The organism is Streptomyces sp. B1I3 (assembly GCF_030816615.1).
Lineage (GTDB): Bacteria > Actinomycetota > Actinomycetes > Streptomycetales > Streptomycetaceae > Streptomyces.
In genome coordinates, this window is the sequence record NZ_JAUSYD010000001.1 from 4,080,452 (window position 1) to 4,095,819 (window position 15,368).

18 protein-coding genes are annotated in these 15,368 nt (G+C 70.7%); 14 read left to right on the forward strand and 4 right to left on the reverse strand.

The genetic code is table 11. The annotated features are described in order from the left end of the window. Positions 1–122: 122 nt before the first annotated feature. Complete coding sequence (locus tag QFZ58_RS18760) at positions 123–1,385, forward strand: acyl-CoA dehydrogenase family protein (protein WP_307126049.1); 1,263 nt, start codon at positions 123–125, stop codon at positions 1,383–1,385. Here the strand turns inward: QFZ58_RS18760 and QFZ58_RS18765 are convergent. After that, complete coding sequence (locus QFZ58_RS18765) at positions 1,354–1,545, reverse strand: hypothetical protein (RefSeq protein WP_307126050.1); 192 nt, start codon at positions 1,543–1,545, stop codon at positions 1,354–1,356. The two genes, QFZ58_RS18760 and QFZ58_RS18765, sit on opposite strands and share 32 nt — an antisense overlap. Before the next feature lie 97 nt (positions 1,546–1,642). Here QFZ58_RS18765 and QFZ58_RS18770 point away from each other — a divergent pair, with 97 nt between their 5' ends. From QFZ58_RS18770 to QFZ58_RS18795, 6 genes are all read left to right on the forward strand, one after another. Beyond that, positions 1,643–2,590: a hypothetical protein gene (locus tag QFZ58_RS18770; RefSeq protein WP_307126051.1), complete on the forward strand. Its 948-nt coding sequence runs from the start codon at positions 1,643–1,645 to the stop codon at positions 2,588–2,590. Then, positions 2,587–3,489 (forward strand): ThiF family adenylyltransferase, encoded by a 903-nt coding sequence (locus QFZ58_RS18775; RefSeq protein WP_307126052.1) that lies wholly within the window; start codon positions 2,587–2,589, stop codon positions 3,487–3,489. Before QFZ58_RS18770 ends, QFZ58_RS18775 begins: the two co-directional genes overlap by 4 nt. Continuing rightward, complete coding sequence (locus tag QFZ58_RS18780; protein WP_307126053.1) at positions 3,486–4,418, forward strand: diiron oxygenase; 933 nt, start codon at positions 3,486–3,488, stop codon at positions 4,416–4,418. The genes QFZ58_RS18775 and QFZ58_RS18780 overlap by 4 nt, the downstream gene beginning before the upstream one ends. A 17-nt stretch (positions 4,419–4,435) precedes the next feature. Continuing rightward, on the forward strand, positions 4,436–4,765 hold the full coding sequence (locus QFZ58_RS18785) for a DUF4873 domain-containing protein (protein WP_307126054.1): 330 nt from the start codon (positions 4,436–4,438) through the stop codon (positions 4,763–4,765). A 66-nt stretch (positions 4,766–4,831) separates the two neighbouring features. Further along, positions 4,832–5,599, forward strand: coding sequence for a dienelactone hydrolase family protein (locus tag QFZ58_RS18790; protein ID WP_307126055.1), 768 nt, complete (start codon positions 4,832–4,834; stop codon positions 5,597–5,599). A 105-nt stretch (positions 5,600–5,704) separates the two neighbouring features. Then, positions 5,705–6,322, forward strand: a complete 618-nt coding sequence (locus QFZ58_RS18795) for a TetR/AcrR family transcriptional regulator (RefSeq protein ID WP_307126056.1) — start codon at positions 5,705–5,707, stop codon at positions 6,320–6,322. A gap of 57 nt (positions 6,323–6,379) precedes the next feature. On the opposite strand, the gene QFZ58_RS18800 is transcribed toward QFZ58_RS18795, so the two are convergent. Continuing rightward, a complete protein-coding gene (locus QFZ58_RS18800) occupies positions 6,380–7,966 on the reverse strand; it encodes a BTAD domain-containing putative transcriptional regulator (RefSeq protein WP_307126057.1) in 1,587 nt (528 codons plus the stop codon). Between the two features lie 224 nt (positions 7,967–8,190). Between QFZ58_RS18800 and QFZ58_RS18805 the strand changes: the two genes are divergently transcribed. After that, complete coding sequence (locus QFZ58_RS18805; RefSeq protein ID WP_307126058.1) at positions 8,191–8,733, forward strand: RNA polymerase sigma factor; 543 nt, start codon at positions 8,191–8,193, stop codon at positions 8,731–8,733. 145 nt (positions 8,734–8,878) lie between these two features. On the opposite strand, the gene QFZ58_RS18810 is transcribed toward QFZ58_RS18805, so the two are convergent. Beyond that, entirely contained in the window at positions 8,879–9,604 is a 726-nt protein-coding gene (locus QFZ58_RS18810; protein ID WP_307126059.1) for a DUF5324 family protein, read from the reverse strand. A 339-nt stretch (positions 9,605–9,943) separates the two neighbouring features. Here QFZ58_RS18810 and QFZ58_RS18815 point away from each other — a divergent pair, with 339 nt between their 5' ends. Beyond that, positions 9,944–10,471, forward strand: coding sequence for a peptidylprolyl isomerase (locus tag QFZ58_RS18815; RefSeq protein ID WP_307126060.1), 528 nt, complete (start codon positions 9,944–9,946; stop codon positions 10,469–10,471). Positions 10,472–10,668: 197 nt separating this feature from the next. Continuing rightward, complete coding sequence (locus tag QFZ58_RS18820; RefSeq protein WP_307126061.1) at positions 10,669–11,574, forward strand: rhomboid family intramembrane serine protease; 906 nt, start codon at positions 10,669–10,671, stop codon at positions 11,572–11,574. Positions 11,575–11,829: 255 nt separating this feature from the next. Here the strand turns inward: QFZ58_RS18820 and crgA are convergent, their stop codons facing one another. Further along, a complete protein-coding gene (gene crgA, locus QFZ58_RS18825; protein ID WP_307126062.1) occupies positions 11,830–12,084 on the reverse strand; it encodes a cell division protein CrgA in 255 nt (84 codons plus the stop codon). Positions 12,085–12,262: 178 nt separating this feature from the next. Here crgA and QFZ58_RS18830 point away from each other — a divergent pair, with 178 nt between their 5' ends. From QFZ58_RS18830 to QFZ58_RS18845, 4 genes are all read left to right on the forward strand, one after another. Next, positions 12,263–12,988, forward strand: a complete 726-nt coding sequence (locus tag QFZ58_RS18830; protein ID WP_307128916.1) for a DUF881 domain-containing protein — start codon at positions 12,263–12,265, stop codon at positions 12,986–12,988. 136 nt (positions 12,989–13,124) lie between these two features. Next, positions 13,125–13,313 (forward strand): hypothetical protein, encoded by a 189-nt coding sequence (locus tag QFZ58_RS18835; protein WP_307126063.1) that lies wholly within the window; start codon positions 13,125–13,127, stop codon positions 13,311–13,313. Then, the gene (locus QFZ58_RS18840) at positions 13,310–13,948 is read left to right on the forward strand and encodes an aminodeoxychorismate/anthranilate synthase component II (protein ID WP_307126064.1); all 639 of its coding nucleotides are present in this window, start codon (positions 13,310–13,312) and stop codon (positions 13,946–13,948) included. Before QFZ58_RS18835 ends, QFZ58_RS18840 begins: the two co-directional genes overlap by 4 nt. After that, positions 13,945–15,363, forward strand: coding sequence for a class E sortase (locus tag QFZ58_RS18845; protein ID WP_307126065.1), 1,419 nt, complete (start codon positions 13,945–13,947; stop codon positions 15,361–15,363). The genes QFZ58_RS18840 and QFZ58_RS18845 overlap by 4 nt, the downstream gene beginning before the upstream one ends. The last annotated feature ends 5 nt before the right edge of the window (positions 15,364–15,368 follow it).

Here is a 15,368-nt window from a genome sequence, read left to right on the forward strand (position 1 = left end):
CCCGGCCACGGGCCCTGCCCACCGCCCCGCAGCCGGCGGGAACTCGCCCGGCACACCACGACGGGGTCGCCCCCGGCGCCGCCCGCAACCCACACCGTCCGCCACCACAGAAAGCCGATGTTGTGATCGCGACCACCACCACCGCCGTCCCGAACGCACCGACCCTCTCCGACCTGCGCGCCCTCAACGCCGCGGCCATGCCGTCGCTGTTCCAGCTTCCGCCCGAGGTCGAGGAACTGCGCGAGGAGGTCCGTGAGTTCGCGCAGACCGTGGTGAAGCCGCGGACCCTCGCCAACGACCTCGCCCCGGCCGACGACTTCGACTGGGAGATGGTGGAAGCCGGCCACCGGCTGGGGCTGCTGCGTCTGACCATCCCCAAGGAGCTCGGCGGCCGGGGCATGGGCGTGCTCGGCGTGTCCGTCGCCATGGAGGAGCTGGCCTCGGTCTGCCCCAGCACGGCGCTGATCTTCGGCGCCTCGCTGCTCGGCCAGACCTCCGTGCTCTTCTCGGGCGACCAGCAGCTCCAGGCCCGCTTCCTGCCCTCGTTCCTCGGGGACAAGCCGGTGCTCGCCTGCAACGCCATCACCGAGGAGACCGCCGGCTGCGACCTGCTGATACCGGAGCACGCCGAACTGGCCGAGGACGTGATGACGGCCCGCCGGGACGGTGACCACTTCGTCCTCAACGGCATCAAGCGCTTCATCACCAACGGCAAGGTGGCCGAGTGGGCCGCCGTGTTCGCCAACATCGAGGGCAACCCCGGTGCCACCGGTCTGACCGTCTTCATCGTGCCGCTGGACAGCGAGGGCGTGACCCGCGGCGAGGTGGCCGACAAGATGGGCTACCGCGCCTGCCTCGGCACCACGCTCCACTTCGACGACGTGCGGGTGCCGGAGGAGAACATCGCCTTCGGGGAGGGCGGTGGCTGGAACTACCTCACCGTGCAGTCCAACCAGGCCCGCTCGATCGTCGCCGCCATGTCCACCGGGGTCGCCCGGGGCGCGTTCGAGATCGCCAAGGAGTGGGCGGGCGAGCGGGTCCAGGCCGGCAAGCCGCTGTACGAGCACCAGTTCACGGCCCGCAAGCTGGCCGAGATGTCCTCCAAGATCGAGGCCTCGCGGCTGCTGTACCTCCAGGCGGCCTACCAGGCCGACAACATGATGCCCGCCCCCGTCTACGGTCCGGCCGTCGCGAAGATGTTCGCCGACCGCGCGGCGATCGAGGTGGCCGAGGAGGCCATGTCCATCGTCGGAGCGCGCGGTTACTGCCGTGACCACGGGGTGGAGAAGCTGGTCCGCGAGTCGTTCGGCGCCCGGATCTACGAGGGGACGCCGGAGGTGCTGGCACTGGCCATCACCGGCGCGCTGTACGGGCGGCGGCTGTGACGCCGGCTCCGCGCACCGGCCGGACGTCCGCCCCCCGGGCGTCGGCGCCGCAGACGACCGCGCCCGGGGCGACCGCACCGCGCCCGAAGCAGGCCCCGGCGACCGCGCCCCGGGCACGGGCCGCCGCCGCGTTCTCGGCCGCGTCGTACGTCGAGGCCACGGTTGGCCCGCTGCACCTCCCTGTCGCTGGGCGCACCCCTGGCGCCGGAGACCTCGGCCTCGGCGCCCTCCGCCGGCTCCCCGCAAGGGGGGACGACGTGACGCCGCAGACCGTCGCCGACGCCACGCCGGCGGACGCGGCGACGATCGCCGAGGACGCCCGCCGGGCACGCTACGTGGAGCACGTGCTGGCCCTGCACGACCGGATGAGTCTGGCGGACCTGGCCGAGGAGGCCGATCCGCTGTACCTGGCCCGCCGCCCCGAAGGCCTGACCGTGGTCGCGGTGCGTCAGTCCCAGCTGCCCGAGCGCTACCGGCTGGCGATCTACGGGTTCCGGCTCGCCCAGTACCTGCGGTCCCGGTTCGCCAGCGACCGCATCGCCTTCGCCCGCGGCCTGTTCGCGGAGCCGCTCGGCGTGGGGCACGGCGAGGAGATCCACGTCATCGGCATGGAGGAGTCGACCGGCGCGATCCTGCGGTACGTGTCCGTCATCGCGACGACGGACTCCGCGGCCATGCCGGTGACCCACCCGGACCGCACTCCGTTCCCCTGCGAGGTGGCCCACGGCATCAACCTCTTCGACCACGTGCCCCTGGACGAGCCGGTCACGGGGCACGAGGTGTGGGAGATCAAGCGCCTGATGCAGCGCCCCTCCCAGCGCGACACCTCTCCGGCCCAGCGGCTGCGTCTGTCGCTGGAGTTGATGCTCGGCTTCTACACCGTGCTCGCAGGCCTCTCGCCCCGGCCGAAGTTCCTGGTCGGCGACGGCGAGGAGGGCCTGGCCGTGCGGCGCCTGGCGCGCAGCCTGAAGGAGATCACCGTCATCGAGGGCACCTGTCCCTCGCTGGCAGAGGACGACCTGCTCTTCCCGGCGTACGTGGAGCGCGCGGTGGTCAAGCCGTTCGTGGCCCGCGTGCCCCGCGGGGAGGAGCTGGACGGGCTCGTGCACTGGCTCGAGCGCGCACTGGACGCGACGAACCCCCTCGCCGGCTTCCAGCAGCTCGTCGGCCGGGTCGGGGGAGAGATCCGGAGGGTAAGGATATGAGCATCACCGCCGCGGTTCCCGCGGCCAGGACGGTCACCGGCCACGTCCCCGTGGATGCGGAGACGTACTACCGGTCCTTGACCGAGCGCAACCGTGGCCTGATCCCGGACGCCGTGCAGGAGCGGCTGCGCACCGCCACCGTGCTGGTGGCGGGATGCGGCTCGACGGGCGGAGCGGCCGTCGAGCCGCTGGCCCGCCTGGGCACGGGGCACTTCGTGCTCGCCGAGCCCGGGGAGTACGAGCTGAACAACCTCAACCGGCAGAGCGCCACGCACGCCGACATCGGCCGCAACAAGGCGGAGGTGGCGGCCGAGCGCATCCGGTCGGTCAACCCGTTCGCCGAGGTCCGGGTCGACACGGCGGGCATCCGCCCGGACGCCCCCGAGCTGCTCCTGGACGGCGTGGACGTGGTCGTCGACGGCGTGGACGTGACGACACTCGGTGGCTGGCAGGCCAAGTACGCCCTGCACGTGGCGGCGGCCCGCCGCCGCCTGCCCGTGGTCTCCGGCTACGACCTGTCGGGCACCCAGCACGTGCGCTTCTACGACTACCGAACCGACCCGGCCCCGCTGGCGGGCGCGATCACCGCCCAGGACATCGCCGAGGGCGCGCTGTGGACGATGCTGCTGAAGGTGATCCCCCGGGAGATAGTCCCGGCCGACCTGATCGCGGACGTCACCGCCCACCGCGCGGACCCGGACTACAGCGTTCCCCAGCTCGTCTACGCGTCGCACCAGTTCGGCGTACTCGCCGCCCGCTACGTGGTGGAGATCCTGGCCGGCCGGCCGGTCCGCGAGCAGCTCACGGTCGATGTGCACCGGCTGGTCTCGGCTGACGCCGAGCTGCCGGACATCCCTTCGGAAACAACTCAGCGAGCACAGGACAAGGAGTCGCGATGACCACCGCCACCGACCGCCCGGGTCGCCGCTCGGGCGATCCACTCGTCCGTCAGACCAAGAAGGCCGCGCAACTGCTCGTCGCGTCGGCCCGGCACTCCTACGACCCGCGCGTCGACGTCAACTGGGACGAACCGCTGGAGGAGGGCAAGTGGTTCCTGCCCGAGAAGCGGATCTCCCTGTTCGGCACGGAGCTGTACGACTCCCTGCCCCTGGAGCAGAAACTGCTGCTCAGCCGTGAGGAGCTGGCGTCGTCGCTGGCCGCGGGCGTGTGGACCGAGCACATCCTGCTGCACCTGGTGTCGCGGTACGCCTACAAGCGGGACATCACCAGTCCGCAGGTCCAGTTCGCGCTGACCGAGGTGGCGGACGAGGTCCGCCACATGATCATGTTCGCGCAGCTGGTGGAGAAGACGGGCTCGGAGTTCTACCCCGTGCACCCGAAGACGCAGCGGGCCGGACTGTTGCTGAAGACCTTCGCGCCGGTGCCCGCGCTGTGGGCGATGCTCCTGCTCACCGAGGAGTTCTTCGACCGCTTCCAGCGCGAGCAGGCGAACGACGAGACGGTGCAGCCGCTGGTGCGCACGGTGGCCCGCATCCACGTCGTGGAGGAGGCCCGCCACATCAGCTTCGCCCGCACCGAGCTGGAGCGGTTCGTGCCGACGCTCTCCAAGCGCCGCCTGCAGCTGCTCCGCGACTTCCTCGCCTCCGTGGTGAAGTCCGTCCGGCGTGACCGCTACAACCCGCTGATGTACGAGCGGGCCGGTCTCGACCCGAAGGTCTGCGTCGAGGCGGGCCGCAACAACCCCATCGGTCTGGTCAACGGCGCGTACGGCGCCGAGCGGATCGCCCCCTACTACAAGTCGATCGGCCTGATCGGCGGTCGCTCGGAGAAGGTGTGGCGCGAGGCCGGTTGGCTGAAGGACGCCTAGAGAAAAGGAAGTCGACCATGGAAGATGACGGATACGAGGGTCCGGCGGTACTGGTCGTGGAAGACCGGGCCGAGTTCACGCTCCGGGCCCGGCTCACCGGCCGCTTCCAGCCACTGGACGGCCGCTACCGCTGGTACGGACGGCTGGAGGCGCACGAGGAGCTGACCCGGCTGGTCGGCGACCGCAGCGCCGGCGTGGTGCTGCGCACGGCCGAGGGAGACGCGGTGGGCCGCATCACCGAGCCCGACCTGTGGAACCGGTACCGGATCGAGGGCACGAGCGTGCCCCCGTTCCGCGTCCCGTTCAGCCTGGAAGAAGTGGGGGAGGAGGACTCCTCCGAGGCTTGAGAAACCCGTAGTGGACCGAGCGCCAAGAAACACAGAACTACTCAGAACAACGGAGGCCCCCCGCCCATGTGCTTCGACGAGGACGCCATTCCACCGGTACCGCCTATTCCGGATTCCGCGATCGACAGCCGGTATCTGGAATTGACCGCGAACGACGGCAACACATTCGCCGCTTTCACCGCCGCGCCGGCCGGCGGCACGCGTACGGCGATCGTGATCCTTCCGGATGTCCGCGGGCTGTACGGGTTCTACACGGAGCTGGCCAAACGCTTCGCGGAGAACGGCGTACGGGCGCTCGTCGTCGACTACTACGGACGTACGGCAGGTGTCGGAAAGCGGGAAAAGGATTTCCCCTACGCCGAGCACATGGCCAAGCTCAGCCCCCGTGAGCTCTACGCCGACCTGAGCGCGGCCGTCGCCCACCTGCGCTCGGAGGAGGGCGGCGCCGCGAGCGCCGTCCTCACGGTCGGCTTCTGCATCGGCGGCCGGCTCGCGGTGATGGCGGCGGCCGGGCGCTTCGACCTGGCCGGCGTGATCGGCTTCTACTGCTGGCCGGCGGACGGACCGGACGGTTCCGCCGGTCCGACCAGCCGGGCGGCCGATCTGGCGGCGCCGGTGCTGGCCCTCATGGCAGGGGAGGACCCGGGCATCCCGCCGGCCCACGTCACGGCCTTCGACGAGGCCCTGACCGAGGCGGGCGTCGACCACGAGGTCGTCACCTACCCCGGCACCCCGCACAGCTTCTTCGACGCCAAGCGCGACGCTTACGCCGACGCCTCGGCGGACGCCTGGAACCGGGTCCTGCGGTTCGTGGAACGCGTCGGAGCCAACTGAGACGACGGCAACAGGACAGGCCGGAACACATACGTATGGATGGAATGAAAGTGCGTGTAGCCTGGAAGGCCAGCTGAAGGCGGTCGACCCTCGGGGAGTGTGAACATGCCCACCACTCGTACGAGAACGCGTCCGACGCAGCGCGAACGGTCCGACAGCACCATCGAGGAACTGTTGCGCGCCGCCCGCACGCTGTTCGCCGAACGCGGCTACAACGCGACGTCGCTGGATGCCGTCGTGGAGGCCGCCCACCTGACCAAAGGCGCCCTCTACCACCACTTCTCCGGAAAGCAACACCTCTTCCGGGCGGTGTACGAGCGCGAACAGGCCCGGCTCACCCACATCGTGGCCCGGGCCTACATGGACGCGAAGCCGGACTCCTGGGAAGCGGTGTTCGTCGGCGCGAGGGCCTTCCTCGTGGAGGTCCTCGCGCCCGACGTCCAGCGCATCAACCTCCTCGACGCCCCCGGGGCGCTCGGCACGGAGGAGATGCGCGAGATCAACTCCGGCTGCATGAAGATGATGGAGGAGGGCGTGCGGCGTGCCGCCGCGACCGGCGACATCGCGCCGCACTCCGTGACCGCCCTGACCCACCTCCTGTACGGCGGTCTGTGCGAGACGGCGATGGCGGTGGCCCGCGCCGAGGACCAGCAGCAGGCCCTCGACGCAGGCATCACCGAACTGCGCACCCTCTTCGACGCCCTGGCGACGACGCCGCGCTGAGCCGTGCGCCCGTGGCCGTCGCCACGGGCACGGGCACACGGCCACGGCGTGGGCGCGTCAGATCACCCCCGACCGGCCCGCCATCGCCGCCGCCAGATCTTCCAGTGGCAGCCAGGGCCGCACGAGCGCCTGTTCCGCAGCCGCGCTCAGCGCCCGCGGAGAGCGCCCGCACAGGTCGATGATCCGGGTCACCGCCCAAGGCTCCGCCTCGACCCGGCGCTCGCCGAGGATCCCCGCGAGCATGCGTTGCGCCTGCTGGACACTGAGCTCCCGCAGTCCCACCGTGCGCAGCGCACCGATTCCGGAAAGGCGGCCGGCGTCCCGCGTGGTCACCAGGAGCGCTCCCGCGGGCGGGCCGTGCTGCAGCACCTCCAGCTGCTCGGGCGAGGCCAGGTCGTCGAGGACGACGAGCACCCGGAGGTTCTCGAGGGCGCTCCGGCCGAACGCGACCGGATCGGTCTCTCCCGGCGGCACGACCACACCCAGACTGCGCAGTACGAACCGCAGGACGTCGTCCCCCGAGGGGGCCCGGTCGCGCGTGGGCGCGACCGCCCGTCCCCGCCGGGCCGGCTCCGCCGGTCCGTGGTGGTGCTCCGGCGCCCGCCCGCCCACGTGCGCGCAGCCGGTCCGCGCCCCGACGCTGCTGCCGTGCAGGTCCACGAAGATCTGCCCGTCCGGGAAGCGGTGTGCCACCCGGTGCGCCCACTGCACGGCCAGGGCGGTCTTGCCGATGCCGGGCGGCCCCTCGATGACCCGGGTGACGGGGCGTCCGTCGGCGGCGGTGACCGACCCGTCGAGCATCGCGAGTTCCTGCTCCCGGCCCACGCAGCGGATGCCCCGCGGAAGCTGGCGCGGTACGGACGGGGCCACGTCGGTCCTGGGCCCGGCCGCGGCGAGGTCCGGATCGGCGCGCAGGATGGTGGCGCGCAGCGCCTTGGTCTGCTGGGCCGGATCCACTCCCAGCTGGTCGGCGAGTCTTCGGCGCAGGGTCTCGTACGCCTCGACGGCTTCGGTACGGCGGCCGGAGCGGTGGAGTCCGGTCATGAGGTTGCGGATGACCAGTTCGTTGTCCGGATGCTGGTCGGCGAGCGAGTGCAGCTCGTCGAGGAGCCCGGTGCCGCCGCCGAGCCGCAGCTCACCCTCGTGGCACTCCACGAGGGCGGATAAGTGCTCCCGTTCGAGCAGCCACCGCGTCCGGGTGGCCCACTCTCCCGGCACCCCGCCCAGCGGCCGTCCGCGCCAGCTGTTGAGTGCCTCCCGCAGCAGCCCTGTGGCCGTGCGGGTGTCCGTCCCGGCGGCACGGGCGGCCGCCACGGTGCGACGGAAGCGGTGCAGGTCGATCGCGTCGGGCTCGGCCTCCAGCACGTAACCGCCGTGCCGGCGGCGCAGGATGGCCCCCTTTCCGTCGTCGGCACCCTCCAGGGCGCCGCGCAGCCGCGAGATGTAGGAATGAATCATGTTCCGCGCCGACTTCGGCGGGTCCGCCCCCCAGGCCCAGTTGATCAACTCGTCGGGCATGACGACCTCATTGGCACTGACCGCGAGCATCGCGAAAACGCAACGCTGCTTGGCCTGTCCCAGTTCTACTGCATTTCCCCCGGTGGCCCGGTACTCCACAGGCCCCAACAACTGAACCAGAACCACGCTTGCCCACTCCCCCGTGTGCGCGCTGTCTCGGATCGCTCCGCCACCAGAACTGGCCGGCTTCGCTCTGGTGAACGAAGCCCGTCACGATGTGGCAATTCTTGATTTTGGCTGAACGATCCCTGTTGTGCCCGGCGATTGAGGGAATGCTTTCGTCAAGTTTTCCCGCACCGCCCCCGTCGAGGCTGGCTCCTGCCACCAAGACCTCGCACGCGGGAGCTGATGTGACGCGCACCCTGTCCCACCCCTGCACAGAGAAGGAACGGCACCACCACCGCTGGAATCTCGTACTCGCCGAGCGCGAGCGCCTGCTGCGCTTGGCCACAAGTCGCCTCGGCCGCACCTCGGACGCCGAGGACTGTGTCCAGGAAGCCATGATCCGCGCGGTGGCTTTCGACGCGCTCGACGAGTCCCGGGTCGCTGCGTTGCTCACCACCATCACCCTGCGCCTGTGTGTGGACCAGCAGCGCGGCACCCAGCGCGACCGCAGGCTCGCCGTCCGGGTCCAGGTCCTGCGCCGCCCCGAACCGGAGCCCGGCTCCGAGGTCGAGCACCGGGTCTGCGACCGGGCGGCGGGCGCGTGGCTGCTCACCCAGCTCACCGGCCTCGGCAACCGGGAACGCGACGTGCTGCTGGCACGGGCACGCGGTCTGAGCACCGCCGAGACGGCCAACGCGCTGCAGATCACCTACAAGTCCGCGGAGAGCGCCTTCACCCGGGCCCGCAGCCGGCTGCGCGTGCTCTACCACCAGGAGATGGCCCGCTGACCCGGCGCCTGACGCCACCCGGCCGGGAATCGCCCACAGGACGTCCGCCCGCACGACGAGAGGGGCGCCGGAGACCACGTGGTCTCCGGCGCCCCTCTCGTCAATGCGGGGTGCCGCGCTGCCCTGTGCCGTTCCGCCGGGCCGCTCAGGTGCGGTCCTCGCGATCGGTCGCCTCCGTACTGCCCGAGCCGGCCTCGGTCTCGTCCTGCTTGGTCCTGACCTCCGGGTCGAGCACGGTCCCTCCGCTTCCGTCGACAGAGGTCAGCGGCGCGCGGTCGTCGGCCACCTCGGTGGGGGCGGGCGGCTCGACCAGCCAGTCGGGGTTGGCCTGCTTGTCCCACCACTTCCAGGCCGCGTAGGCGCCGCCCGCCAGAACACCCAGTACGAGGAAGCCCTTGGCCCGGCGGCCGGCCTTCGCCCGCCTCTCGTGCTTCCGGACCAGCTTCTGGATCTCCTTGGCCGTCACCTGGCCGCGCAGTGCGGCCAGCGCGGCCGCGCTGCGGGCGGTGGCCTCCTCGGCCATGGGCTGGGCCGCGGCGACCGCGTACTCGACGCGCGGCACGGTGTAGTCGGCCGCGCTGCGGGCGGCCTTGCGCGTCCGGACGGCCGCGGTGCGGGCCGCGTCGTCGACCTTGGGAGGCACATGGGTCAGCGCCTGTTCGATGCGGGGCGCAAGAAGCGCGTCGTACTGGACACGGGCTTGCGCGGCTGCCTTCGACACCTTCGGCGCAAGCCGTGCGCGGGCCTCCTGTGCGTAGTGCGCGGCCTGTTCCTTGGCCGTGTCGGCGTAGGGCGCCACCACTTCCGCGGCGTGCTGCGCGCTGTCCTTCGCCGAGTAGGTTGCGGCGCGCACGCTGTCGATGCGGGTCACGGGATCCTCCTCCTTGGTGGCGGGTAGGTACTCCGCCTATCCACCCATTTCGAAATCATGCCTGTCGAGGCCCTGAGCGCCAGACGGGACGGGCATCCGGGTCACGAACGGCCGATGCGGTGCAAGGGGAGCCTGCCGCCGACCCTGCCACGGTTCGCGCCGGGGCGCGCCGCAGGTCGCGCACCTGGCCGCATGTCTTCCGCAGGAAGTGTGGAATACGTGCAGGAAAGCGGGCAACACGGTGAGCGCCATCTGTTTCCGGGCGGGTGGTCAGGGGTCCGGGGGTGCCCACCGTGCGAGGATCGGTGGTCGTCAGCTAAGTCTTACGGAAGGCGGACCGTGGCAGAGCAGCTTTACGCCACCTTGAGGACCAGTCAGGGCGACATCCAGCTCCGGCTCCTGCCGAACCACGCGCCCAGGACGGTCAAGAACTTCGTCGAGCTCGCCACGGGGGAGCGTGAGTGGACCAACCCGGCCACCGGGCAGAAGTCCACGGACAGGCTGTACGACGGCACTGTCTTCCACCGTGTCATCAGCGGCTTCATGATTCAGGGCGGCGACCCGCTGGGCAACGGCACCGGGGGCCCCGGGTACGAGTTCGGCGACGAGTTCCACCCCGACCTCGCCTTCACCAGGCCGTACCTGCTGGCGATGGCCAACGCGGGGCCGGGGACGAACGGATCGCAGTTCTTCGTGACGGTGTCGCCCACCGCGTGGCTGACGGGCAAGCACACCATTTTCGGCGAGGTCGCGGACGAGGCGGGCAGGAAGGTCGTGGACGCGATCGCCTCGGCTCCCACCAGCCCGCGGACCGACCGCCCGGTGCAGGACGTGGTCATCGAGTCGGTCGTCATCGAGACCCGCTGACCGGCCGGGCCGTTCGGCCGCGAGACCGGGATCGGTGGCGTGGGCGGAGCCGGCCCCACGGCAGGGGCGTTCCCGGCCGTCAGGGAACCAACCGGCCTCGTCGTCCGTACTGCTACATAACGGGCGATCGGGGCGGTCGCATGCGGGTCGGCTCCCCGGCACGCCTTCACGGACGAGGACCGAAGGGGCCATGACCGATGGAGCAGCAGCCGCCACAGGGCCAGGACGGGTCCCCGGCCGGGGCAGGACCCCTCACGTGCTACCGGCATCCGGACAGGGAGACGGGCGTCCGGTGCGTGCGGTGCGAGCGGCCGGTCTGTCCCGACTGCATGATCGACGCCTCGGTCGGCTTCCAGTGCCCGGAATGCGTCCGTGACGGGTCCGGTTCGGGGCCCCACCCCGCGACGAGCCGGCCGCGCACGGTGGCGGGCGGTACCGTCACGGCCGATCCCAGGCTGATCACCAAGATCCTGCTCGGCCTCAACCTCGCGGTCTTCATCGCCGTGTCGATCGCCGGGCGCCCGCTGCTCGATGACCTGCTGCTGTTCGGCAGGGCCTACACCGGTGACCCGTCAGCCGGACCCGAAGGGGTGGCCGAAGGGCAGTGGTACCGGCTGGTGACCTCGATGTTCCTGCACCAGGAGGTGTGGCACATCGCGTTCAACATGCTGGGTCTGTGGTGGCTGGGGGGTCCCCTGGAGGCGGCGCTGGGCCGGGTCCGCTACCTCGTGCTCTATCTCGTCTCGGGACTGGCGGGCAGCGCGCTCACCTACGTGATCGCCGACCCCGGCCAGGGATCGCTGGGCGCCTCCGGAGCGATCTTCGGGCTGCTGGGTGCGACGGCCGTCCTGATGCGGCGCATGAACTACGACATGCGGCCGGTGATCGGCCTCCTCGTGGTCAACCTGATCTTCACCTTCAACCCGTGGGGCGCAATCGCCTGGCAGGCGCACGTCGGCGGCCTCGTGGCGGGCGCGGTGATCGCGGTCGCCATGGTGCACGCACCGCGTGAACGCCGGGGCATCGTGCAGTACGGCGTCTGCGGGCTGGTCCTGCTGGCGGTCGTGGGGGCCGTCCTCGCCAGGACCGCTGTCCTCACCTGAGCGGAATCCGTTGCTCCCCGGTCGTACTTGTCCACAGAGTGTGCCGGATCTTGTGCATGACGTGGGGAACAGGTGTGCCCCTTGTCGCTGAACTGGGTTTTTCCAGCTAGGACAAGGGGCGTGGCATCTCGCGGTGCGGGACGCTCCAGTCATACCGGCGTCAACTTCGACGGAGGTTATCCACAGATCGTCTGACCTTTTCCCCTGCCTGTGGATAACTCTGTGGGTAACTTCAGGGCAGGGTTGGCCGCAGGGTCACTTCCACTGCGTGGAGACGCCGAAGCCACCGGCGATGAAGCCGAAGCCCACGACGATGTTCCAGTTGCCCAGCGCGTCGATCGGCAGGTCGCCCTCGGTCACGTAGAAGATCACGATCCATGCCAGACCGATCAGGAAGAGCGCCAGCATCACCGGCGCCACCCAACTGCGGTTCGAGAGCTTGATGTTGGTGGACTGCTTCGCCGGCGGAGGCGTGAAGTCGGCCTTCTTGCGGATACGTGACTTCGGCACGAGGGACTCTCCTGTCGATGCGCTGCGTGACCGCGCAGGGATCTGTGGCTGGCGCCGGGGCGCAAGGGGGAATGCTGCCTCCCCGGGGCGTCCGTTAGCGTAGTGCTTCCGTGGCGCCTAAGGAGATAAGGGTACGTTGAGCAATTCTGCCGACTTCCCCCGAGGTCCCGGCCGGCGCATGTCCCGGTGGCCGGTCCAGGGGCTCACCGCCGGTGTCTTCGCGCTGGCCGGACTGATCTTCGTGACCAGCGCAAACACGGCCAAGGGCACCGACATCCGTACGGACTCCTCCCTTCTGAAGCTCTCCGACCTCATCCAGCAGCGCAGTGAGAACAATGCGGAACTGGACGCGTCGACCGCTTCCGTACGGGCGGACATCGACAGGCTCGCCCGGCGCGACGACGGCAGCACCCGCGCCCAGGACGCCGAGCTCGACGCGCTCGAGAAGGCCGCGGGCACCACGAAGCTCACCGGCGAGTCCCTGTCCGTCACCCTGAACGACGCACCGCCCGACGCCACCGCCAACCCCGGATACCCCGAGCCGCAACCCAATGACCTGGTCATTCACCAGCAGGATCTGCAGGCCGTCGTCAACGCGCTGTGGGAGGGCGGAGCACGCGGGATCCAGGTGATGGACCAGCGGCTGATCTCCACCAGCGCCGTACGCTGCGTCGGCAACACGCTCATCCTCCAGGGCCGCGTCTACTCGCCGCCGTACACGATCACCGCGGTCGGCGACCGGGGGAAGCTCAAGCAGGCGCTCGACGACTCGACGTCGATCCAGAACTACCAGCTGTACGTGAAGGCCTACGGCCTGGGCTGGAAGGTCGAGGAGGACGACCGGACGGCCCTGCCCGGCTATGCGGGCACGGTGGATCTCCACTACGCACAGCCTGTGGAGTAGCGAACCGCCGGCCGCCGCCCCCGCACCCCCGTGCCGTACGACCCGTGACGCACGGCGGACCGGCGGCTTTCCACAGCTGACCCACGCCTGTCCCCGGGCCCTTTAGTCTGGTGCCGAACGGAATGGAGGCGACAGCATGTACGGCTGGATCTGGCGGCATCTGCCGGGGAACACATGGGTGCGAGGGCTCATCTCGCTCCTGCTGGTCCTGGCCGTGGTCTATGCGCTCTTCCAGTACGTCTTCCCCTGGGCGGAGCCGCTGCTCCCGTTCGGTGACGTGACGGTGGACGGCGAAGGAACCGGTGGAGAGGGGGCGGGTCGGTGAGCGCACGCATTCTCGTCGTCGACAACTACGACAGCTTCGTCTTCAACATCGTGCAGTACCTCTACCAGCTCGGCGCCGAGTGCGAAGTGGTGCGCAACGACGAGGTGACCACGGCCCACGCCGAGGACGGCTTCGACGGGGTGCTGCTGTCTCCCGGTCCGGGCACCCCCGAGCAGGCGGGCGTCTGCATCGAGATGGTGCACCACTGCGCGAACAGCGGCGTTCCGGTCTTCGGCGTGTGCCTGGGCATGCAGTCGATGGCCGTCGCCTACGGCGGCGTCGTGGACCGCGCGCCCGAGCTGTTGCACGGCAAGACCTCTCCCGTGCTCCACGGGAGCAAGGGAGTGTTCGCCGGTCTGCCGTCGCCCTTCACGGCGACGCGCTACCACTCCCTCGCCGCCGAGCCGGCCACGCTCCCGCCCGAGCTCGAGGTCACGGCACGGACGGCCGACGGCATCATCATGGGGCTGCGCCACCGTGAACTCGCGGTGGAGGGAGTGCAGTTCCACCCCGAGTCGGTGCTCACCGAGCACGGGCACCTGATGCTCGCCAACTGGCTGGAGCGGTGCGGCGACGCGGGGGCCGTCGAGAGATCGGCGGGGCTCGCGCCGGTGGTGGGCAAGGCCGCCGCGTGACCCCACTCCGCCCCGAACCCGATGCCGGACAGGGAGGCCCGTACGCCCAGGGGGCGTACGAGGCCGATGGCACGTTCGAGTCGGCGGTGGAGCGGCTGGCGGACCCGCTGAACGACCCGCTGCCGGGGCGGCACGCGTCGCCCTGGTTCCGGGCGGAGACTCCCCCGCCCGGCGACGAGGCCCGGCAGGTGCCTCCGGCGGGGCCCCAGCAGGCCCCGGAGCGGGCTCAGACGCCACCGCAGCCTCCACATGAGTGGTACGACCCGGAGGGCTATCAGCGGGACTGGTACGGGCAGCAGGGGCCGGAACAGGCACCCGCTCCGAGACCGGCCCCCGCTCCGGAACCGGCCCCTGCTCCGGGGCGGCCCCCCGCTCCGGAACCGGCCCCTGCTCCGGAACGGGCCCCCGCTCCGGAACCGGCCCCACGGCCGGTGTCCGCTCCCGCCCCCGTGGCTGCGGACGAGACCGTCGCCCTGCGGACGGCTGCCGTGCCCCCGCGCGCGGCACGTGTGGCCGACGCGCCGGGCCTGGCCGACGCGCCCGGCCTGTCCGGTGCCGATGACCAGGGACCCGCCACCGCACCCCTGCCGACCGGCGGGCGGGCGGAGCGCCGCCGGGCGGCGAAGGGCCGCGGAAGACGACGTGGGGAGCCCGCCCGCCCGGCGGACGCGGGCGCCGCCGCGGCGGTACCCGCCGTACCGATGTCACGCCTGGAGGCCCGGCGGGCCGCCCGTGCCGCCAAGGACAGCCCGGCTGTCGTGGCGAGCCGGGTCGTCGGCGAAATGTTCATCACCTTCGGTGTGCTGATGCTTCTGTTCGTCACCTACCAGCTGTGGTGGACCAACGTCCGCGCCGACCAGATCGCCGGACGCGAGACGCACAAGATCCAGGACGGATGGGCGAACGGGGCGCGCACGCCTGGGGTCTTCGAGCCCGGCCAGGGCTTCGCCATCATGCACATTCCCAAGCTGGACGTGGTCGCACCGATCGCCGAGGGCATCAGCAAGGAGAAGGTCCTCGACCGCGGAATGGTCGGTCACTACGCCGAGGGCAAGCTGAAGACCGCGATGCCCTCGGCGAAGCAGGGGAACTTCTCCGTGGCCGGTCACCGCAACACGCATGGCGAACCTTTCCGGTACATCAACAAGCTGAAGCCCGGTGACCCCATCGTGGTCGAGACGCAGGACGCGTACTACACGTACGAGATGACCAGCATCCTTCCGCAGACCTCGCCGTCCAACGTCTCGGTCATCGACCCCGTGCCGCGGCAGTCCGGCTTCACCGGTCCGGGCAGATACATCACACTCACGACCTGCACCCCGGAATTCACGAGTACGTACCGAATGATCGTGTGGGGCAAGATGGTCGACGAACGGCCGCGCAGCAAGGGGAAGCCCGACGCGCTCGTCGGCTGAGGTGA

Coding starts and splice junctions, on each gene's coding strand:
- QFZ58_RS18775 (WP_307126052.1), top strand. CDS start 2,587: ATGAGCATCACCGCCGCGGTTCCCGCGGCCAGGACGGTCACCGGCCAC.
- QFZ58_RS18795 (WP_307126056.1), top strand. CDS start 5,705: ATGCCCACCACTCGTACGAGAACGCGTCCGACGCAGCGCGAACGGTCC.
- QFZ58_RS18790 (WP_307126055.1), top strand. CDS start 4,832: ATGTGCTTCGACGAGGACGCCATTCCACCGGTACCGCCTATTCCGGAT.
- QFZ58_RS18780 (WP_307126053.1), top strand. CDS start 3,486: ATGACCACCGCCACCGACCGCCCGGGTCGCCGCTCGGGCGATCCACTC.
- QFZ58_RS18820 (WP_307126061.1), top strand. CDS start 10,669: ATGGAGCAGCAGCCGCCACAGGGCCAGGACGGGTCCCCGGCCGGGGCA.
- QFZ58_RS18830 (WP_307128916.1), top strand. CDS start 12,263: ATGTCCCGGTGGCCGGTCCAGGGGCTCACCGCCGGTGTCTTCGCGCTG.
- QFZ58_RS18835 (WP_307126063.1), top strand. CDS start 13,125: ATGTACGGCTGGATCTGGCGGCATCTGCCGGGGAACACATGGGTGCGA.
- QFZ58_RS18785 (WP_307126054.1), top strand. CDS start 4,436: ATGGAAGATGACGGATACGAGGGTCCGGCGGTACTGGTCGTGGAAGAC.